We start from the raw sequence: 21,606 nt of genomic DNA, 5'->3' as shown, positions 1-21,606 counted from the left end.
AATGATCAGAGAAGTATTGTTCATGCTACTGACAGTAGCGTCTTTCAGCAGTTGCGACTCAGCGGAAAATTCAAAGAAAAGCCGCGAACAAAAAGGAGTTGAACAAGAGCAAATGGCGGTGAGCCAAACCTCTCAGAGCGCTCCAAAGGATTTTATAGGTAATATTAGCGGTGACATAAAAATCAGCGGAAGCTTTACTAGTGCTCCTCCGCAAAACAAAATTTACCTCTACGAAACTGAAGGTAAAGATGGCTACCTGATCGACAGTGCGAAAGTTGAGAACAAAACCTTCAACTTTGGGACAAAAGAACTTGGAATTGGAATTTACAGTGTTGGATTCGAGCTCGCCAATCGTGCTGACTTCATTGTCAACCCTAAAGAAGACGAGGTGACACTCAATTTCACGGGGAATTCTGTTCGCAATTTAAGAACGGAAAATTCTGCTGACAACGCTGCCTGGAAAGAATACTCTTTGAAACTGAGAGGTCTGGAAAGTCAAATCAGATCGCTAAGAAGAAAAGGGGGAAATTCAGACAATGAGATACAGGCCAAAGAGTACGAAATCAAAGATCTGAGAGCGCGAATCGTTCGTGAAAACCCGGATACTTTCACCGCCAAGGTTGCCGCTCACATGGAGAGCGAAAACCCAACTTCAAAATCAGACTACTGGAACGACATCGATTTCTCTGACGAATCTTTCATTCACTCGCCTGTGCTCCAGGAACGCATTCAGGATTTTATGCGCAAGCATAGTGGTGGCACAGACAACGGTTTTCTGAACAGCATCGATTTCATCGTGAACAAAGCAAAAGAGGCTGGAAGCGATCGGGTTTTGGAGTACGTGCTCTACACCATGATGGAAGGTTTTTACTCTTCGGGCATGGAGCATCTGAGCCTCTACATTTTGGATAACTACATCAATGAAGAAACCTGCGGAGCGGACCTGAGCGATGTGCTGGCTTCTAAAGCTGAGGGAATTCAAAGACTTCAGGTAGGCCACAAGCCGAAAGATTTCACAGCACCAACAGCCAGTGGCGGGAGTCTGAATCTTTACGATGTAGTGGATAAAAACGATTACACACTCATCTTCTTTTGGGCATCTTGGTGTCACAAGTGCGAAGCTGAAATTCCAGAGTTGAAACAGACTTATGCCCAGTACAAGGATCAGGGTTTCGAAGTGGTAGGCTTTTCGGTTGACCAAAACGAAGGAAGCTGGAAAAAAGGAATCGAAGAAAAAGGTATTCCCTGGAAAAATGTTTCGGAACTGAAAGGCTGGGAATCGCCAACTGCAAAAACTTACCGGGTTACTAACACACCTACCATGTTTTTGCTCAACGAGAAAGGCGAAATCATTTTGAAGCCTGAGCGTGTTCGTGAAGTTGAATCATACTTGAGCCAGAAGTTATGAACCGCAAAATCGGGATTGGACTAATTTGCTTGTCGATCCTGACAACTATCGGTGGCTGCGCTTCCGAAATGAAAAAAGAAAAAGAAGAGACGGTGAAAATCACTCTACAAGGACATCGAGGCTGCAGGGGACTGCTTCCGGAGAATACAATCCCGGCTTTTTTGAAAGCTGTTGACCTGGGCGTAACGGCTCTGGAAATGGATGTGGTGCTGACAGCTGACAAAAAAGTATTGGTTTCGCATGAAGCTTACATGCACCCCGAAGTCTGCCTGAAACCTGACGGCAGCATCATTGAGGAGGAGGAAGAAAAAACCCTGAACATTTATAAAATGTCGGCAGATTCTGCCCAAAAGTATATTTGTGGCACTTTCATCCACCCTCGATTTTTGGAGCAAAGACAAATCAAAACTTTCAAGCCATTGCTTTCGGAAGTTGTCGCTGCGGTAAACGAGCATTGTCAAAAAAACGACCTTCCCCTGCCCTACTTCAACATCGAAGTGAAAAGCGATGAGGAAGACGATGGAATTTTTCATCCCGCACCTGAAGAATTTGCAGCTGTCGTTCATCAAACTGTTACAGAAATTGGAATCGAGGACCGGGCAGTTATTCAGTCATTCGACTTTCGAATACTCAGGGAACTAAACAAGCTTGATCCGAAACTTCCACTCATTGCTCTCAACGAAGAAAAGGATGTCTCTCTGAGTGCGGTTTTAGACAGCTTGAGTTTTAAGCCTTTTGGCTATAGCCCAGAGCACGTGCTCATTGACGAGGCTACAGTGAAATATTGTGAAGCGCACAACCTGGCGCTACCAGCCTGGACCGTGAATGATTCGACAGCGATAAAAAACCTATTGGATCTGGGAGTAACGAACATCATCACTGATTATCCCGGGAGAGCCCGCAAAGTGATAGAAAAAGCCGGATACGAAATAGATCACCCTTCGGCAGTAGCTCTCTGACTTCTCTTCCAGCGTTTGTAAAGCCACAAAATGATTCCATCTGAGAGGCCTACTTTGGGGACGATCATTTCTTTTATCCCGGCATACTTCATCATATTCATGTAAATCTCTGCCGCGGGAATAATCACATCAGCGCGGTCTGGCTTGAGCTTCAGCTTGTAGATTCGCTCTTCAAAGCTGTACTTTTTCATGTAGTTGTAGACCGCTTTGATTTCCTTGGGTCTGATCACTGCAAAAGATTTCTTTCCGGCCTCCTTGTGAATTTTATTGATGTTTCCACCCGTCCCGATGGCCGTGACGTTGTCTTCTTCTTTCATGAGTTTGCTCACCCACGCTTCCGCATCGCCCCACCATTCGTCTTTCACCTTTCCCATCAGCATCCGAACGGTACCAATGCGAAACGATCGCGATTCTGCGCGTTTCCCATTTTTGATGAGCGTGAGCTCGGTACTTCCCCCGCCCACATCAATGTAGAGATAGTTTTTCGCCTTCTCAATGTTGGAGACTTTGAAGTTTCCGAAAATTAGAGCCGCCTCCATTCTGCCATCAATGACTTCGATTTCGAGGTTAGCCTCTTGCTGTACTAGTTCCAGAATTTCTTCTCTGTTGTCGGCTTCTCGCATGGCCGAGGTGGCACAGGCTCTAAAGTGCTCGATGCTGTGCACGTCCATCAGATACCAAAATGCCTTCATTGTTTTGATTAGCTGCTGGATTTTGGCATCCGATATTTTACCGGTTTGAAACACATCGTCACCCAATCGGAGTGGAACACGTGTAAAAGAAACTTTTTGGATGTGATATTGATCCCCGTGTTCGTGAACCTCTTCGATGAGGAGCCGCACGGCATTCGATCCGATATCTATTGCAGCAAACTTCAAATTCTATCACTTTTCGTTTGCTGGCAAGTTAAACTAATCGAGCTTCTTTTTGAAATATTCGTAGACCTCTCTGTGGGAATTCACCGCCTTTTCGCCTTCACCCGGCTTCACGTGGTGGTTTTGCAACTTGCGATCGATAAGCCTCGCCTTCACATTGTCCGAAAACTGAATGTCCAGGTAGTCGCGGAGCTCCAGTTGCAGCTCGGGATCGCTTACTGGTGCTGTCACCTCAATGCGGTGATCGAGGTTTCTGGTCATCCAGTCTGCACTAGAAATAAAATAGAGCGGACTGCCACCATTCGAGAAAACCATTATGCGCGAATGCTCTAGAAAACGGCCTACGATACTGATCACCTGAATGTTTTCGCTCTTGCCCTTGACTCCTGGAATCAACGAGCAAATTCCGCGGACAATGGCCCTTACCTTCACTCCGGCCTGGCTGGCTTCATAAAGCTTGCGAATCATTCCGGCATCTACCAGATTATTGAGCTTCAAATCGATCCATGCCTCTTCGCCCTTCTCTGCCCTTTTGATCTCTTTGTTAATGAGCGCCATAAATTTCCTGCGCGTACTGTAGGGCGAAACAATGAGGTGCTTGAAAATGCCCCGCTGAAAGTTGCTGTCGAAGAAGTTGAAAATCTTCTTCACCTCGTTGGTAATCTTCTTATCCGAGGTCAAAAGGGAAATGTCGCTGTAGATTCGGGCGGTTTTCTCGTGAAAGTTCCCCGTTCCGATGTGCGCAAATCGAGTTTTCTTGTTGCCAACCTTTCTGGTAATCAGAAACAGCTTGCTGTGAACTTTCAATCCCTGAACACCAAAGATCACTTTCACTCCGGCTTCCTGCAATTGGCTCGACCAGTAAATATTGTTGGTCTCATCGAATCGCGCCTGCAGCTCTACCACCACTGTTACCTTCTTCCCATTTTTGCTGGCATTGATGAGCGCATTGATGATGTTCGAGTCTTCAGCCACACGATAAAGCGTGATTCGAATATTTTTCACATGTGGATCGATGGCAGCTTCACGAAGTAAATCGATGATGTTGCCAAAATTTTGATACGGATAGTGCAATAGCACATCCTTTTTCTCAATCACCGAAAGCAAACTGCTTTGGCCCTTGAGGTCTTTTTGGGCAAGTGCCGGTAGCTTCGGAAAGATTAGATCACTTCTACCAAAGTCAGGGAAGCTCATGAGATCGCGTTTGTTGTGGTATTTCCCACCGGCAATCACATTTTCCATGTCGTAGACCTTCATCTTTTTGAGGATGAAGTCAAGCAAGTCGTCTGGAATATTTTTGTCGTAAACAAATCGGACATAGTCGCCTCTTTTTCTTTTGGCAATACTATTCGACATTTTTTCAATCAATCCCTGGGAGATGTCTTCATCAATGTCGAGCTCAGCATCTCGAGTGATCTTTATGGTAAATGCTTCGATGTGATCAAACTCAAAAATTGGAAAAATCTTTTTGAGCTTAAAGCGAATTACGTCATCTAAAAACATCACGTAGTGATTGCCTTTAGACTTTGGTAACTCCACAAATCTGGGCAAATCCGGCAGCTCGATCAATGCGTACTTTACGTTCTTCTCTTCTTCGTTCCAAAGCTTAATCGAAAGATAGATGATTCCATCCCGAAGAGCTGGGAATTTTGATTTTCGATCTACCATCAACGGGACGAGAAGCGGTCGCACCTTATCGTTGAAGTAGTCGTTGACGAAAGCCTTCTGCTTATTGGTCAGTTCCTTTTCAGTTCGAATAAAAATGCCCTGCTTATCGAGCTCACCTTCTAGGTGGCGAAAAATGCGCTCGTGTCGCTTTTGCTGGGCCACTACAGTGTCGTGAATCTGAGTGAGAATTTCTTCCGGGCTGTGCCCAAGCGGAGTTTTAGTGCGCTTGCTGTACATCGCCAGTCTTCTAATTGTGGCCACTCGCACTTTGAAAAACTCATCGAGGTTGTTGGAGAAAATTCCGAGGAAACGGACTCGTTCGATCAGCGGAACGTCTGGGTCGTTTGCCTCCTGCAGCACTCGCTCGTTGAACGAAAGCCAACTGATCTCACGATCGAAAAATTCTTCTTTCTTTTTCGTAGCCATTTCTCCAATAGTTTGCCGGGGCAATAACGGTCAAAAATATTCCGATTCGAAAATCGGTTAAAATTATCTGTGTTAAGCTTTTGTTTGGAGAAATTTAAGCATCGTAGAAAATCAGAAGTTTTTGTGAATGATTTCTTTGGTTGACAAGGCTCGAACCACGAAGTAGAGCAAGAGCCCAATAGGCCCGGCCATGAAAGTGAAGAGCAATGGAATAAAAACTTTCCAGTGAGCGATTTTCTTTTTGTGAGCATCTTCAGAAATCCACATTCCCACGAATAAGTCAAAAGCCAGGTAGTGCACCCAGCCGACCAACACAGCTTTGGGGTTGCCAAACATTGAACTCAGTCCTTCTAAAGTTTGAAAAGACTCCGGATCGAAACCAGCACCGCCAACGCTGGAAATAAAAAGCAGGAGGTAGACGATGGCGAAGATCAAACTCACCAAACCTGAGATTACTACAATCTGAGTCACTTTCCAGCGAGGAAAGAATAATAGCCCAAGCCACGCGATCAGCGCAATTAGGTTTACGATTTGAAAGATTTGTTCTGCGTTCATTACCATTCAGATTCGGTTCGATCTCTAAAAAACTTGCCGGTAGGGCCATCTTTGGGTTGCTCGGCCAACCACACAGCTGTGTCGGCTCCTTCGGCCAAACTGCGGTTGGCGCTTTGTCCTCCCATGTCAGTTCGCACCCAACCGGGGCTCATCGCGTTCACGCGGATACCATCTTCTTTAAGGCTGTCTGCAAAAACAACGGTCATCGCGTTCAGAGCAGCTTTCGAGGTTCTGTAAGCTATCGCGTTTCCTGTCATCTTGGCGAAGGTGCCCATGCCGGAGGACATGTTTACGATAGTTGGGTTTTCTGATTTTTTGAGCAGCGGCAAAAAATTTTGAATGCACTTTAGAACACCGGTTGTGTTCACATCAAGTGTTTTAGTGAGCAGGTCAGGATCGAGATTTTCAGGTTCTGTACCCTTGTCAAGAAAAACTCCGGCATTATTAATTAGCACATCGAGTCGGCCAAATTCCTTTTCTACAAATTTCACTGCACTAGCGAGGCTGTTTTCATTGGTGACATTGAGTTGATGAAAGTGCAGATCTGTTGACGATTGATTAATTTCCTCAAGAGCCTTTTTACCCTTTTCTTCAGAGCGACTGGTGAGAATCACAGTGAATCCCTTCTCGGCCAGCTGCCGACAGATTTCTTTTCCGATTCCTCTATTTGCTCCGGTTACAAGTGCGATTCGATTCATTTGCTTTCTGAATTTTGTGCTTGCTTTAATAAGGCATTAGTGGACAAAGATGTTTATTAACTATCGAAAGACGAATCTCTTACTCGTTGATAAAACCAGGCGAAATCCCTTCACCACAATGATGCAAAGCAAGTTGCAGCGAAACTTCAATTAAAGATAAAATTGGATAGTTTTGGGGCACCAAATGAATTTTAAGCCTTGAAACTTACCAGCTCTCAGCAACACATCGATAAGTCTCTGGCGACCAAACTTTAAAGAAATGATAAACGGCAGAAAGATCATCGTTGTCCTTCCTGCGTACAACGCGGACAAAACTCTCGAGTCTACCTACAACGAAATTCCATTTGACGTTGTAGACGATGTTATCCTAACTGACGACTGCAGTAGCGATCGCACTGTAGACCGGGCAAGAGAGATTGGCATAAAACATATTTTTGAACACAAGGAGAATTTGGGCTATGGAGGAAATCAGAAAACCTGCTACAACGAAGCGCTCAAGCTCGGAGCTGATATCGTGGTGATGCTCCACCCGGATTATCAATACACTCCCAAACTCATCCATTCGATGTGCTTTCTTATTGCCAACGATGTTTACGAAGTGGTGCTGGGTTCCAGAATTTTGGGCAAGGGAGCACTTCGCGGAGGAATGCCTGCCTACAAGTACTTCTTCAACCGGGTGTTGACTCTCAGTCAAAATATTTTGATGAACCAAAAACTATCTGAGTATCATACTGGTTACCGAGCTTTCTCGGCCAATGTGCTAAAGTCAATTGATTACAATGCCAATTCAGACGATTTCGTTTTCGACAATCAGATGCTCGCTCAAATTGCATTCGAAGGATTTGAAATGGCAGAGATCACTTGCCCGACAAGGTACTCCGATGATTCTTCGTCTATCAATTTCAAACGAAGCGTGAAGTACGGACTTGGAGTTCTGTCCACTTCTACAAAATACTTCCTTGCGAAAAGTGTCAACGCGAAATTCAGGATTTTCCAAAAGTCCTGAAACGTCTAAGACTAATTCAAGCTTTCTAACTTCTCTTCCAGGATTTTGATCTTGGCTTCGGCATCGCTCTGCTTTTTCTTTTCGGCAGCCACAACCTGCTCAGGTGCGTTGTTTACAAAACGCTCGTTCGAGAGCTTTTTCTCTACCGATTTCAAAAAGCCTTTGGTGTAATTCAGATCCTCCTCGATTTTCTTTTTCTCCGCTTCTACGTCAATTTCTTCGCTAAATGGAATGAAATATTCGTTCCCGTTGGAGATAAAAGAAAACGCATTTTCGATCTTCTCGTCTACCTGCTCAATTGTGCTGATGTTGCACAAGTGCGCAATCACAGAATCGTAGTCTCCCTTGAGCTTGTTGTTGAGCTTCACTTTCAGTTCGAGCTCGTTTTTGTTCGGAATGTTTTTCTGTTTGCGGATGTTGCGAACGTTACCGATCACTTCCTGAACTTTCTCAAACTCCTCGAGAAGAGCAGAATCAGAATCCTTAAGTTTTGGCCAGGAAGCTACGATCAAAGCATCTTTAGGGTCATTGCTTTCGCGGAGGTAGTGCCAGATTTCTTCTGTGATAAAAGGCATAAACGGATGAAGCACTTTCAGCATTTTCTCAAAGAACTGAACCGTAGCTTCGAGCGTCTTTGCATCAATTGGCTCACCGTACTTCGGTTTCACCATTTCGAGATACCATGAGCAGAAGTCGTCCCAAATGAGTTTGTAGACACTCATTAGTACATCAGAAATTCTGAATTGATCGTAGTTTTTATTGATCGAATCGAGGGTTGCATTAAACTTCGCTTCCATCCACTCGATGGCTGTTTTAGCTGAGTCTGGCTGATCGATATCTTTCACTTCCCAGCTTTTTACCAGGCGGAAAGCATTCCAGATTTTATTTGCGAAATTTCTTCCCTGCTCGCAGAGCGACACATCAAACGGAAGGTCGTTTCCGGCAGGTGATGTCAACAGCATTCCCACTCGCACTCCATCGGCACCGTACTGCTCCATGAGCTCAATCGGATCGGGAGAATTCCCGAGCGATTTACTCATCTTTCTTCCCTGCTTGTCTCGAACGATTCCCGTGTAGTAAACATTTTCAAATGGTTTTTCATTGCGGTACTCGTAACCGGCAATAATCATTCGGGCTACCCAGAAGAACATAATTTCAGGAGCCGTCACCAGGTCGTTTGTCGGATAGTAATAGTCCACTTCCTCGTCAGAATAGAAACCATCAAACACAGAAATCGGCCACAGCCAACTAGAGAACCAGGTGTCCATCACGTCTTCGTCCTGACGCAGGTTTTCTGCTTTAAGGTTGGCGTTTCCGGATTTCTTTTGCGCTAGTTCCAGAGCTTCTTCGGCAGTTTTGGCAACAACGAAATCATCAGCTCCATCTCCGTAGTAGTAGGCCGGGATTTGGTGTCCCCACCAGAGTTGGCGGCTGATGCACCAGTCTTTGATGTTCTCCATCCAGTTGCGGTAGGAGTTTTTGAATTTCTCCGGGTAGAACTTGATGTTGTCGTTCATCACATTTTCAAAGGCAGGTTGCGAAAACTCTTTCATTTTCACCCACCACTGCAAAGAAAGTCGCGGCTCGATCACCGCATCGGTTCTTTCGGAGAAGCCAACTTTATTTTCATACTCCTCCACTTTCACCAGGTGACCGGCAGTGTCGAGATCTTTTTCAATTCTTTTTCTAACCTCAAAACGATCTTCGCCCACGTAGAGCTGAGCTTCCTCATTCATTTTTGCGTCTGGAGTCATGATGTTGAGGATCTCCAGATCGTGCTTTTGTCCGAGATCAAAATCATTGGGATCGTGAGCCGGAGTCACTTTTAAGCACCCCGTTCCAAACTCCATGTCAACGTACTCATCGAGGATAATCGGCACTTCACGATTCACGAGAGGAACGATTGCCTTTTTGCCATGCAGGTGCGTAAAGCGCTCATCTTTGGGGTTGATGCAGATTGCTGTATCACCCAAAATCGTTTCAGGACGAGTAGTTGCGATTGTAAGCCATTCGTCTTCTGTTCCAGAAACCTTGTAGCGCACGTGGTAGAGTTTTGAGTTCACCTCTTTGTAGATCACTTCTTCGTCCGAAAGGGCAGTGAGCGCAACCGGATCCCAGTGGATCATGCGCTCGCCACGGTAGATCAAATCCTTTTTGTAGAGGTCAATAAACGTGTCGATTACGCTCTCGTAGTACTTTTCATCCATGGTGAAGCGCGTGCGGTCCCAGTCGCAGCTCGCTCCGAGTTTTTTGAGCTGGTCGAGGATAATTCCACCGTGTTTGTGCGTCCATTCCCAGGCGTGCTCCATGAAATCCTCGCGAGAGAGGTCCGACTTTTTGATGCCTTCTTCGCGGAGCTTACGCACCACTTTTGCTTCTGTGGCAATAGATGCGTGATCGGTGCCCGGTACCCAGCAAGCGTTGAGTCCCTTCATTCGGGCTCTGCGCACCAGTACATCCTGAATGGTGTTGTTGAGCATGTGTCCCATGTGGAGCACACCGGTTACGTTTGGCGGAGGAATCACTACCGTGTAGGGCTCGCGCTCATCGGGGGTGGATTTAAAAAATTTGTTCTCCAGCCAAAAGTTGTACCAGCGGGACTCGGTTTTCGAAGGGTCGTACTTACTCGGAATTTCCATGCGGAATGTGTTCTGGTTTGGTTTCTCAAAAAAGAGGCGAACGCAACAGCATTGTGCCGCTTCGCATTTAAGTTGGCAAATTTAGCAAACTCAGCATTGGCGGCATAGGAAAGGAAGAGGGAAAATCGCAACATCAAACCACACACTGCCATTGTCAGCTGTTAAAGACTTGTTAAATACAATTTCATCGGAGAGAATCGCATTACTTTTGGAATGGTAATAATCGAAAACCATCTAAAATTTAGCATAATGAAAAAAGTAATTTTATCACTCGCATTTGTTTTTGCAGGAGTTTTTGCTCTGATGGCGCAAAACGAAGTTGTTAACGGACCAGCTATCTCGGTAGACAAAGACGTACACGACTACGGAACCATCAACAAAGGTGCTGACGGCACTTGCGAATTTACAGTAACAAACACTGGTACTGAGCCATTGATCATTTCTAAGTGTAAAGGATCTTGCGGATGTACAGTGCCACAGTGCGAAAAAACTCCGATTCCTCCAGGTGGAACTTCTACCGTGAAGGTAAAATACGACACGAACCGCATCGGGCCTATCAACAAATCAGTAACGATCACATCGAATGCTGAAAATGAGCCTACAAAAATCGTTCGTATCAAAGGAAAAGTTGAAAACAACGCTGACAACAGCAACGCTCCGGTGAAACAAGCTTCACCAGGTGCTCCGGTGAAAAAATAATTCTCCCGGAAGTCAGCTTCCAATAAATTTGAAACTCCGCTACGGCCCAGTGCTGTAGCGGAGTTTTTTTTTTGTGGTTGAGTGGGTGGATTGAGATTACGGTTGGGGAGGCCAACTTGCTTTGAAGAACTATCAAGTTGAGTTTAGTGAGGTCCTGAAGCGAGTTCAGGACGACCGTCTTCGAAAGGACGATTTGTGGTGGGATGTTTTCGTTGATACTCCGCAACTCTGTTCAAAAGGTTTTAGACCTCTGCACTGAATTGCTAATTGGAAACAACTCATAACTGATAATTCAACCTGGCAGTTTGAGTTGAAGTTTGAGTATTGAGGGGCATCTCGTTGATCGAGGATACTTAGTTACCTCAATTACCTCAATCTACTTAATTACCTACAGTGATAATGAACGGAACCAAACTCCGCCTGTACAGCCTTTTCAAATAATCAAAAAATTGATCTCATGAAAAGAATTATTGTACTCTCAATCCTGACTCTCATTTTCTTCACTTCCCAGCTTTCTGCTCAGGTTGCCGGAAATCTCATTTACAATCAATCTAATCGCTGGCAACAGCAGAACCAGGCTTACGTGAACCCTCACCAGGCGGTAAATCCAAACATGGTGAGTTTCAAAATCAACGCCTTGTACAACGTGCAGGCTGAGAGTTATCTCGCTATTTTTCACCTCACTCAACTGGGCAACTCAGCTCGTGAAGCAGATTCATTGATGAGCGAAAAACTAGATGCTTTCCAGGCTGATGTAATGGATCTTGGAATTTCAGAAGAAAACTTTGTCTATGACATGCTTTCCATGGTACCAGTCTACGAGGTGGAAGTCTCTAAAAGGCTCTTCAGTAAGAGCTATACGGAAGTTCCGAGAGGATTCGAAATTCAAAAGAACATCCACATCAAGTTCACTGATCCGAGACAGCTCGACAAGATTGTGACTGCGGCCGCCATCCACGAAATCTACGATTTGGTAAAAGTCGACTACATGGTAAAAGACATCGAAAAGATTTACGATACCCTCCGCGAGCGGGCCACTGCTCAAATTCAAGAGAAAGTAGAGCAGTACAAAAAGCTAGGGGTTAACCTCGAAGATGAATGGCGCGGAATTGCTGAAAGTCAGAATGTGATTTTCCCTCTTGAGCGCTACCAGTCATACCGTGCTTTTGGAAATGTCGCTTTTGAGCGCGAGCTGAGCAACGAAAAGCTCAAAGAAGCTCGCAAGCCAACAACGCAGTTTTACAACAAAATTTCCTACAAGGGCTACGACATTGTCATCGAACCAGAAACAGTGGAGCCCGTGGTTCAATTCACCTACAGCATTGAGCTACAGTACTACCGCGAAAAGCCTGTAAAAGAAAAGAAAGAGCCGGAGCCAAAAGTTGAATATCGCAAGGAGTACATTTTGGTAAACCCTGATGGAGTGATTAAACCGTTGCCACTGAACTAATCAACTTGTGAGAATTGCTTACAAAATAGAAAAGGGCGGGCCGCTAGCGGCCCGCCCTCCTTTTTATGCTTTTCTATAATGTCCGATTTCCTCGTTATGCTCGCTTTGAAAACAGTCATTTACAATAGTAAACTCCTTGCTTTTCAAAGCTTCACAAGCCTCGAACTCGAACATTTTAGTGCAAGCGTCTGACATTGCTTTCAGACACAAATAATTTCATTCAAAAAGACTGTTACTTCTTCAGGAACTTTCTGCTTATATAACTATCTCCAGCTTTGATGCGCACTGTGTAAAGTCCGCTCTCGAGGTCAGCTATAGAAATCTGCTTGCTGCGAGTTGAAGAAAGCTGCTCGCGAGCTACAATCGCTCCGAGCGTGTTGTAGATCACCATTTCTTCCATCAGACCTTCGCAAGTGATTGTCAATTGATCAATCGAAGGGTTTGGATAAACTGTCATTCCGTAAATTTCTTTCTCTGTCTCGTCCAACGAAAGAGGAATGTCCATTGAAAGCAACATTCTCGGAATCATGTATCCCTGAATAGTATCGATGTAGGCAAGTCCTTTGTCTGGTCCCATTCCTGGGTTTCCGGCAAGTGCCTGCTGGTGAATCTGAGTAGCATTGTAATCACTTCCTGTTGCAGCATTCAACTGATCAACGTAAGCTTCAAGCGTTTCAAAATCCCACCAGTCCCATGGGTGACCTTCGTTCAAGAATACGTTGGTCTCATTGATCGGTAACATGAAAGGGAAAAGCCCTTCTGGATCAGAATTGATAGTGATCTCGTCATTTGGCGCTGGATAGATGTAATCTACTGTTTCACCGTAGAGCGAACGAGCGCGCTGTGTGTAAGGATCGTTGTCTTGTGGAAAGCTCGCGAAAACATCGTTGTTTCCAAGGTCATTCATTTCCTGAATGAAAACATTACTACCATCCACCTCAACAACAACTTCGTTTGTTGTAGGCACAATTACGTCACCTGTACCGAATGGCGCAAATGGGTCTCTAACACAGTGAAGAGCTACGTGCGGGTTTTCCCCACCTTGCAACCAGCTGTTGTCGGCAAGTGCTCCACCGGCATTGGCAGAAAACTGAATTTCTGAAGTGTATCCGTTGTCCTGGTAAAGGTTAAGCGCACCACCAAGGCCATTGATTTCGCCAACTTGATCGGTATTCACATAAGACATACCCGTGTTTGAGTCGATGAATTTATCTAGGTTCAACTCAGCCTCCTGGTCAAGTGACATGTAAGCGCAAACCACATAGCCTCCAGACCCTTGTCCGTAAAGTGCAACCTTGTTTGCATCGATAGCTTTAGGGTTTCCATTGTCGGCCTCTTCACGAAGTACACGAACCATTTGCTTGTTGTCTTGAATAGCGCGATAAACGGCATTTAAAAGAGTTCCACGTCTTACGTCAGGATCTGGAGAAATTGGATTCCATCCCTTTCTGTAGTCCATGGAGATTGCAACGAAACCACGCTTGGCCCACTGGCGGCAAAGGTTTACAGCAGCGCTGTCATTTTTCGATCCGGTAATTCCTCCATTGATGATTGGCGGAAGAAAGTTTCCGGTGTGCACATAGATGATTACAGGTCTTTCAGTCACATCATCAATCTCTGGATCTGGCATGTACAAATCGTACTTAATGTCAGTTACCTTCACATTTGTTGTTGCATCAGCTGGATTGTAGTACTCAGCGGGAATTGGATTTCCCATGGCAATAGCTGTTTGAATCTCTGTTAGATCAGCCTGAGTTTGAGCATTGTCACTAAAGTCAGAAGTCAAGAAATCAATGTTAGTTCCATAAGTAATGTCAGTCTGAATTACGAGCTCATCGTAATCAAATACTTCTTCTTCATAGCGCTGAGCGTTGGAGTTGGTAGCACACAAAAGGAGCAGTGCAGCGCTCATCAAGGGTATAATTTTTCTCATCTTAGATTGGGTTTTTATTTCACATTTAAAGTACAATTATTTTTTATCGATTTCGAAGAGGATGGAGAAATATGCCAGTCTGCCGATAAACGGACCGCCAAACACCTGCATCACTCTGTTGTCGAGTGCGTTTTTCACTGCATCAGGACCACCTTCAAAAAGTGGTTTTATTCCAAAAACATTGGAAGCTCCTAGTTTAATAGTCGCATTGTATTTCTCAAGCTTTTTGTTGACCTGAAAGTCGACCATATCGTAGCTGGGAACAAATCCGGTAAACTGCGGACTTCCTGCAAATACGAATCCATCAACCCATTTGTAGTTTACACCGAAGCCCATTCCCTTCCAGTTTCCCCAGGTCATGTCACGGCCGCTGAGGCCGAGATTGAATTTGTGCTCAGGCGTGTTGAATGCAGGAATAATCGGGTCGTCAGATCCCTGCAAGTCGAGTCTGTTGAATGAATAGTTACCGGAAAGTGTATACCGCTTAAAGTAGTAGTTGAGCCCCAGGCTGGTTCCCATGGTCGTAACTCTGTCGCGGGCATTTGCCGCCAGGCGATAAACCTGAACGCTACTCGGGAATGACGTTTGATTATCGAGCGTTAAGTCAATTCCAATGTTGTAGCCGATGAAGTCATCGTACCAGCTGAAGTAAGTTGCCCAGTCAATGTAAAGCTGTTCGAAGAGTGTACCGCGGTACCCCAACTCGATGGTTTTCACTTTTTCAGGGCGAATGGCAGGCACGTTGAAGTATTCCAGTTTAGAGACACCTTCAGACAAGCTCGGAGAGTTGAGATAATCTCCAAATGATTCAACGGTAACAAGAGAATCATTTCCGGCAGCATAAATTCCATCTACGTTACCTAGCAGAATTGCTCTCCCTACATCATAAAACAGATACTGATCAGCGAGTGTTGGGTTTCTGATAGCTGATGAAAATGTCGCTCTGAAAATGTTGTTTTTATCAGCAGTGTAGACCGCTGAAAGAGCTGGTGAAAAGAGGTAATCGAAATTCTGATTTTTATCCATTCGGATAGAAAAGTTCGTCTTTAGTCGATCCTCGAGAAATTCCTTTTCCAGTCCAAGATAAACTCCGTACTCAAAATTTTTGATTTGGCGATAGGCGCTGTCAATTGGTTCGCCATTTTGATATTGATACTCGAGCGTATCGCTAAAAATAGTACCTCTCGAATCTGGGCGGTACCAGCGCGTGTTTCCTCCAATTTTTATATCGAGCCAGTCGGGATGAAATTCATATTCACCATGAACATGGTAGAGTGCGCTTCGGTCGTAAAAACGCGAACCGCCTTCATTAAAGTAGCGACTTGTGACACTGTTGAATTGTCTTTCAAATTCCGGTGTTCCGGGCTCGTAAAGTGGATGATTGCTCAGCAGAGCAACCTGATTGTCAGCATTGTCTCGCGCCATGTCGTGAAAAGCCTGAAGTTGATCGGGGTACTGCGCTAGCAAATTGGCAACGGCATCGTTAAATACGGGAATCCAAGCCTGGTAAGCTGCAGCAAATTCTTCGGCTGAGTCGAAATCATTAAACTGCGGTCGCGGATACTGATCCTCAATATCACCGTATCCGGGAAGCTGTTCTATCATGTCGACAATCACTTGCTTCCAGTAGGTTGAATAATCGGTGTTCCAGTTTCGTGTTCCCTTCGCTTCATTTTGCATTTCGAATGCTGTCACCACCGCATCGTAGGTATCACCAGCATCCTCTTGTGTGCTGTAAGCTCTGATAAAAAACTGATCCTCTTTTTTAAACTCAATCTTGTTCTGCCAAAACTGGATTCCACGAAGTGCATAGCGGTTATCCCCCTGATAGATGGTGTTACCAGTACTGTAGTTAAGCGTGTAGTTGAGAACGGTCTCATCCGTTGGCTTGTAATAGAATCCGACATTGGTTTTGAGGTTGTTGGTGTTGTAGTTCACTACATCACTCTCCCAGTAGCCGGTTCTGTAGAAAGTGCCAAGTCCTGGATACTCAAGACGCTGACTGGGCGATAGATCGTAGCTATTTCCTCCCACGAGATCCTCATCACCGTAGCGGTTCACGGCATCATAGCCTCCGGGATTGTCTTTTCCGTGTTCAGAATCAATAGTTGGGTTATCGTTTGTCGCCTCCCAGTCGTTTGCTTTCATCCAGAAAAAATTGACTTTCACAGCAAACTTGTCATTGCCCTCTTCATCCTTAATTACTTCTGCAAGGCGAAAGCTCTGCTCAAAAAGTGCTCGCTCTCCCATTTTCATTTGGAACGCAAAACCCGGAAACTGAAACGGATCCTTGGTAGTCATGTTAATTACACCATTGAATGCGCCCGGGCCATAAAATGCAGAACTTGCTCCAGCGATGATGTCTACTCGCATCAGGTCCAGATCGGATGCCCCCAGGAAGTTCCCCAGAGAGAAGTTTAGTCCCGGAGATTGATTGTCCACTCCGTCAATCAGCTGGAGAGACCGAACAGGAGAAGTGGAGTTGAACCCACGAGTGTTGATCACCTTAAAAGCCAAACTGGCCGAGGTAATATCCACACCTTTAAGGTTACCCAAACTTTCGTAGAAATTTCCACTCGGTGCCTCCTTGATCGCAATTACATCCAGCGACTCCACTGTGAGAGGTGCTTGTTTCTGCCGTTCCGAAATACGCTCACCAACCACCTCGGCTGCTTCCATTATCACCTGATCAGGCACAAGTTTTACCACCAAGTCTTTGCGGTATTCCTGAACCGTAATTTCTTTCTGTTTATATCCTATAAATGAAATGGAAATGACGGCAGGCAGAGACTCTACCTGGAGTGAGAACTTACCGTCAAAATCGGTGCTGACCCCACGTGTGGATCCCTTCACCAGGACGTTCGCACTAAAAATCGGTTCATCGGTTTGCTCATCTATCACTGTTCCTTCCACCGTTCCCTGAGAGAAAAGCTGACTACTAAAAAATGCCATCAGTGCACACAGGAAAACAAACCTGAACGTTTTGAACATACAAAGAGGATTAACGAGAGTGATTAAAGTTAAGGATTAATTCCCTGCTAATATAAAAATTGTTTGTTATGCACGCATAAGAAAAAAGGAGCTCGATTGAGCTCCTTTTTTAATTTTCTAAGATGACTTTCTAAAAGTGCTACTGCTCCATTAGAGCAATTTTGTGAGTTTCGAATTCTACCTGATCTCCCGGCTTTAGCTTTCTACGCTTTCGCGTTTCCACTTCGCCATTCACCTGAATAAGGCCATCCTCTACAACAGATTTAGCCTCCCCACCGGAAGACACGAGGTTGAGTGCCTTTAATAACTTGATCAATTCGATGTACTCGCCCTGGATGTGAAATTCAATCATGGCTTAGTAGAGTTTTGGAAATTGCTGTGGATTAGCCTCGTGCATCATTCCGTAAATCGCTTCGAAAATATCGTCCAGGCTAGGCTTGGAGAAATAATCGCCATCGGTGCTGTAAGCCGGCAAGTGCGGCTGGGCAGAAAGCGTTCTCGGTTCAGAATCGAGCAGGTAGTATGCTTTTTGGCCATTCACTACCTGATCCATCATGTAAGCCGAAGCACCTCCGGGAACGTCTTCATCGATAAAAATGACGCGGTTCGTCTTGGCGATCGACTCGCGAATGGTGTGATTGATGTCGAATGGCAAGAGCGTTTGCACATCAATCAGCTCTGCAGAGATTCCAGCTTCTTCAAGCTCCTGAGCTGCTTGCTGGCAAATATTGAATGTACTTCCGTAAGAAACCACAGTAATGTCGGTTCCTTCTCTAACAACTTCCGGCTGTCCCAGCGGAACACGGAATTCACCGAGGTTGCTCGGTAATGATTCTTTGCTGCGATATCCATTGAGGCATTCTATTACCAAAGCCGGCTCGTCTGATGCTAAAAGTGTGTTGTACATTCCAGCAGCCTGAACCATGTTTCTCGGTACGCAAACCTGCATTCCTCTCAGGCTGTTGATGATGGCTCCCATTGGAGAACCCGAGTGCCAGATTCCTTCGAGTCTGTGGCCACGCGTACGAACAATCAGCGGAGCTTTTTGACCACCGTGTGTCCTGTACTGAACCGTTGCCAAATCATCACGCATGATTTGAAGCGCGTAGTAGAGGTAATCGAGGTATTGGATTTCGGCAATTGGGCGAAGTCCTCTCATAGCCATTCCAATTCCCTGGCCTACGATGGTAGCTTCGCGAATTCCTGTGTCGGCAACCCTCAGCTCGCCAAACTTATCTTGCATGCCTTCCATCGACTGGTTGACTCCACCGATTTTTCCGGTGTCTTCGCCAAAGGTGAGCACCTCTGGATATTTCTCAAAAATCTTTTCGAAGTTCTTTTTCAGAACAATGCGTCCGTCTACTTCCTCTGGCTCATCTGGATACTCGGCAGGGATCGGCTCGATGTTGAGCACGCGCTCTTCGCTTTCCGAATAGAGGTGTGAGCTGTAGCGCGTTCTATTTTCTTTGAGTCTGTTCTGAAGCCAGGTGATAAGTGTATCTTTTTCGTTCGACTGTTCTTTTCTCGTGAGTCGAATTACTTTCCGAACGGCATTGAAAATATCCTTTCGAATCGGATCCATGGCCGACTTCAGCTCTTTGCCAACTTTCTCCACAAAAGGCTGATTGTCACTTACAGCTGCCAGCTTGTTGATCAACTCAACGGCCTCTCCCAGTTCTTTCTTTATAGGAGTGGTGAAATTTTTCCAGGCTTCTTTCTGCTCCTGGCGCACAAATTTCTTCGACTCTTTCTCAATTTTCTCAAGTTCATCTTCGCTCGCTGCGCCTTCCATGAGAATAAACTCTTTGAACTTGACGATGCAGTCGTATTCTTTTGCCCACTCGAGTCTTTCTTTTGACTTGTAGCGCTCGTGAGAACCACTTGTGGAGTGTCCCTGAGGTTGAGTAACTTCCTCAACGTGAATCAAAACCGGTCCGTGACTTTCGCGGCAGTAGGCAATCGCCTCTTCGTAAGTCGCTACCAACTCCGGATAGTTCCAACCTTTTACCTTGAAAATCTTGAGTCCCTTTAGACCATCGTCAGTTACGTCAAACCCGCTCAGGGCCTGCGAAATACTTTCTTTGGCTGTCTGGTATTTTTTAGGAACAGAAATTCCATAGCCATCGTCCCAAACTGACAGCGCCATTGGAACTTGCAAAACTGTGGCCGCGTTCACCGTTTCCCAAAACAAACCTTCGGAAGTACTTGCATCGCCTATCGTTCCGAAAGCTACTTCATTTCCCTTGTCAGAGAAATTGGTGAAGCTGTGCAAGTCCTTGTTTTCCCGGTAAACTTTTGAGGCTTGCGCCAGTCCGAGGAGTCGCGGCATCTGGGCTGCAGTTGGCGAAACGTCTGCTGAAGAATTTTTCTTCTCCATCAGGTTTTTCCAGCTTCCGTCATCGTTCAGGTTTCTGGTTGAATAGTGACCTCCCATTTGTCTTCCGGCAGAGGTCGGCTCAGCGTGCACATCGGTTTGTGCGTAGAGGGCGGCAAAATATTGCTGTACATTGAGCATGTCGATCGCCATCATAAATGTTTGATCGCGATAGTAACCAGAGCGGAAATCACCGTTCTTGAACTGCTTTGCCATGGCGATTTGGGCGACTTCTTTTCCGTCTCCAAAAATGCCAAACTTGGCTTTTCCGGTCAGCACTTCTCTCCTACCCAGCAACGAAGCTTCGCGGCTGATGCACGCCAGCCTGTAGTCGTTGATGAGTTCGTTTCTCCACTGTTCTTCTGTAGCTGTATTTTCCGCTGTAGATGGTTGTTCTTTTGCCATAGGAATTCGTTTTCGAAAGGATTGCAAAGATACTTTTAATCGACAAAATTTAAAATTCAACAATTGGCCGTGCCAATGGTTTTTTTCGTCTTCCGATCAAAGCGACACCTGGCAAGTCACTTTGAGTACGCAACAGCGAGCCTTGCTGCCAGCTGAGCATTGGACTTTACCAGTTCGATGTTGGCTTCCAGACTCTTGCCTCTGGTAATTTTTTCGATACGATCGAGCAAAAATGGCGTAAGTTCTTTTCCGGAAACTCCCTTCTTCTCAGCCTCCGCAATTGCTTCTTCGATTTTTGGCTCGATAAATTCTCTGTCGAGGCTATTTTGATTAGCGATCGGGTTGGCGATTAGAGCTCCTCCACGGAGCCCCATGCCCCATTTTGCCTTTAGAAAAGAAACTACCTCATCAGTCGAATCTAATCGAATGGGTACTTTTACTCCGCTCTCTCTGGAGTAAAAAGCAGGAAACACTGAAGTTTGGAAGCCGATAACCGGAACTCCCAGGGTCTCGAGTTTCTCTAATGTTTTTGGAATGTCGAGGATTGATTTTACTCCGGCAGAAATCACCGCTACTTCAGTTTGGGCGAGCTCAGTGAGGTCAGCAGAGACATCAAAAGTTTTTTCCGCTCCGCGATGCACGCCTCCCACGCCACCTGTTGCGAAAAACTTTACTCCCGCCATGCGGGCCACAATCATGGTCGCAGCGACTGTAGTTGCTCCGGTCTTTTTTTGTGAAATGGCCAATGGCAAATCGAAGCGGCTCAGTTTCAAAACGTCCTCTTCTTTCGCCAGTCGTTCAAGCTGACTTTCAGACAAACCTGCTCTGAGCTTTCCGTCCATTACCGCAACGGTAGCGGGCACGGTACCTTCGGCTCTTACTATATCTTCCAGCGCCTGAGCTGTTTTTAGATTTTCAGGAAAAGGCATCCCATGAGAAATGATGGTGGATTCTAGTGCCACCACCGGACGGTTCTCTTTTAGTGCGCTCTCCACTTCTGCAGAAAGCACTAATAAATCTGTTTTTTGATTCATGCCTCAAATTTACGAGGCACTTTGGATCCCTTAGTTGAGACGGGCAAAAATTTGCTCCACACCTTCCGACAGAAGAGGCTTTTCGGTGTACCCCACGATTTGAGGAATAGTTTTAGCCTTTTGAATCTCTGTTGAAGTGATTTCGTTGCTGAGCAAAAAGAAGCGGGTTTCTATCCCTGAATCCAGACAAGCATCAATGAACTCCCAGCCACTCATGAATGGCAAGTCCAAATCAAGCAAAATAAGATCCGGGGTTTGTCCTGGATTGTCTTTGAGAAATTCCAGAGCGGACTTTGGGTTGTGCGACTCCATCACCTCAAGCTGTGAGTCAATGCTTTGAAACAGCTTTCTGTTGATGTAGTTAATAATCGAATCGCTATCGAGCAGATAGATGAAATTGATTTTTCTCGAATCATTTTCATTCTCAAGGTGCGACCCTACGCTAATTTGGTTCATTACTCGTGTCAATTCTTTAGTTTTTGTTTT

The 21,606-nt window shown here is 45.5% G+C and carries 16 protein-coding genes; 5 read left to right on the top strand and 11 right to left on the bottom strand.

Going from position 1 to position 21,606, the window contains the following annotated elements:
• The first annotated feature begins 1 nt into the window (after position 1).
• On the top strand, positions 2 to 1,408 hold the full coding sequence (locus ABHV44_RS07220) for a peroxiredoxin family protein (protein WP_459073998.1): 1,407 nt from the start codon (positions 2 to 4) through the stop codon (positions 1,406 to 1,408).
• A complete protein-coding gene (locus ABHV44_RS07215; protein WP_459073997.1) occupies positions 1,405 to 2,367 on the top strand; it encodes a glycerophosphodiester phosphodiesterase family protein in 963 nt (320 codons plus the stop codon). Before ABHV44_RS07220 ends, ABHV44_RS07215 begins: the two co-directional genes overlap by 4 nt.
• Here the strand turns inward: ABHV44_RS07215 and ABHV44_RS07210 are convergent.
• From ABHV44_RS07210 to ABHV44_RS07195, 4 genes are all read right to left on the bottom strand, one after another.
• Positions 2,343 to 3,245, bottom strand: coding sequence for a Ppx/GppA phosphatase family protein (locus tag ABHV44_RS07210; RefSeq protein WP_459073996.1), 903 nt, complete (start codon positions 3,243 to 3,245; stop codon positions 2,343 to 2,345). The two genes, ABHV44_RS07215 and ABHV44_RS07210, sit on opposite strands and share 25 nt — an antisense overlap.
• A 33-nt stretch (positions 3,246 to 3,278) precedes the next feature.
• Positions 3,279 to 5,336: a polyphosphate kinase 1 gene (gene ppk1 / locus ABHV44_RS07205; RefSeq protein WP_459073995.1), complete on the bottom strand. Its 2,058-nt coding sequence runs from the start codon at positions 5,334 to 5,336 to the stop codon at positions 3,279 to 3,281.
• 111 nt (positions 5,337 to 5,447) lie between these two features.
• A complete protein-coding gene (locus ABHV44_RS07200; protein WP_459073994.1) occupies positions 5,448 to 5,891 on the bottom strand; it encodes an ABA4-like family protein in 444 nt (147 codons plus the stop codon).
• A complete protein-coding gene (locus ABHV44_RS07195; RefSeq protein WP_459073993.1) occupies positions 5,891 to 6,589 on the bottom strand; it encodes an SDR family oxidoreductase in 699 nt (232 codons plus the stop codon). The genes ABHV44_RS07200 and ABHV44_RS07195 overlap by 1 nt, the downstream gene beginning before the upstream one ends.
• Positions 6,590 to 6,848: 259 nt before the next feature.
• Here ABHV44_RS07195 and ABHV44_RS07190 point away from each other — a divergent pair, with 259 nt between their 5' ends.
• The gene (locus tag ABHV44_RS07190) at positions 6,849 to 7,595 is read left to right on the top strand and encodes a glycosyltransferase family 2 protein (protein WP_459073992.1); all 747 of its coding nucleotides are present in this window, start codon (positions 6,849 to 6,851) and stop codon (positions 7,593 to 7,595) included.
• Positions 7,596 to 7,606: 11 nt separating this feature from the next.
• Here the strand turns inward: ABHV44_RS07190 and ABHV44_RS07185 are convergent, their stop codons facing one another.
• On the bottom strand, positions 7,607 to 10,234 hold the full coding sequence (locus ABHV44_RS07185; RefSeq protein ID WP_459073991.1) for a valine--tRNA ligase: 2,628 nt from the start codon (positions 10,232 to 10,234) through the stop codon (positions 7,607 to 7,609).
• Positions 10,235 to 10,483: 249 nt separating this feature from the next.
• On the opposite strand from ABHV44_RS07185, the gene ABHV44_RS07180 reads away from it, so the two are divergent.
• Both ABHV44_RS07180 and ABHV44_RS07175 read left to right on the top strand, forming a co-directional pair.
• A complete protein-coding gene (locus ABHV44_RS07180; protein WP_459073990.1) occupies positions 10,484 to 10,933 on the top strand; it encodes a DUF1573 domain-containing protein in 450 nt (149 codons plus the stop codon).
• 457 nt (positions 10,934 to 11,390) lie between these two features.
• The gene (locus tag ABHV44_RS07175) at positions 11,391 to 12,383 is read left to right on the top strand and encodes an SIMPL domain-containing protein (protein WP_459073989.1); all 993 of its coding nucleotides are present in this window, start codon (positions 11,391 to 11,393) and stop codon (positions 12,381 to 12,383) included.
• A 232-nt stretch (positions 12,384 to 12,615) separates the two neighbouring features.
• On the opposite strand, the gene ABHV44_RS07170 is transcribed toward ABHV44_RS07175, so the two are convergent.
• The 6 genes from ABHV44_RS07170 to ABHV44_RS07145 form a co-directional block, all read right to left on the bottom strand.
• Positions 12,616 to 14,316 carry a T9SS type A sorting domain-containing protein gene (locus ABHV44_RS07170; protein WP_459073988.1) on the bottom strand — a complete coding sequence of 567 codons (1,701 nt, stop codon included), beginning with the start codon at positions 14,314 to 14,316 and terminating at the stop codon, positions 12,616 to 12,618.
• Between the two features lie 36 nt (positions 14,317 to 14,352).
• A complete protein-coding gene (locus tag ABHV44_RS07165) occupies positions 14,353 to 17,307 on the bottom strand; it encodes a carboxypeptidase-like regulatory domain-containing protein (protein WP_459073987.1) in 2,955 nt (984 codons plus the stop codon).
• Positions 17,308 to 17,446: 139 nt separating this feature from the next.
• Positions 17,447 to 17,659, bottom strand: coding sequence for an RNA-binding S4 domain-containing protein (locus ABHV44_RS07160; protein ID WP_459073986.1), 213 nt, complete (start codon positions 17,657 to 17,659; stop codon positions 17,447 to 17,449).
• A gap of 3 nt (positions 17,660 to 17,662) precedes the next feature.
• The gene (locus ABHV44_RS07155) at positions 17,663 to 20,086 is read right to left on the bottom strand and encodes an alpha-ketoacid dehydrogenase subunit alpha/beta (protein WP_459073985.1); all 2,424 of its coding nucleotides are present in this window, start codon (positions 20,084 to 20,086) and stop codon (positions 17,663 to 17,665) included.
• 116 nt (positions 20,087 to 20,202) lie between these two features.
• Positions 20,203 to 21,120 carry a pseudouridine-5'-phosphate glycosidase gene (locus ABHV44_RS07150; RefSeq protein ID WP_459073984.1) on the bottom strand — a complete coding sequence of 306 codons (918 nt, stop codon included), beginning with the start codon at positions 21,118 to 21,120 and terminating at the stop codon, positions 20,203 to 20,205.
• A 30-nt stretch (positions 21,121 to 21,150) separates the two neighbouring features.
• The gene (locus tag ABHV44_RS07145; RefSeq protein WP_459073983.1) at positions 21,151 to 21,576 is read right to left on the bottom strand and encodes a response regulator; all 426 of its coding nucleotides are present in this window, start codon (positions 21,574 to 21,576) and stop codon (positions 21,151 to 21,153) included.
• Positions 21,577 to 21,606: the final 30 nt, after the last annotated feature.

This window comes from Halocola ammonii (assembly GCF_049334165.1).
Lineage (GTDB): Bacteria > Bacteroidota > Bacteroidia > Flavobacteriales_D > Sanyastnellaceae > JBEGHD01.
This window is presented reverse-complemented; position numbering and strand designations above follow the sequence as displayed.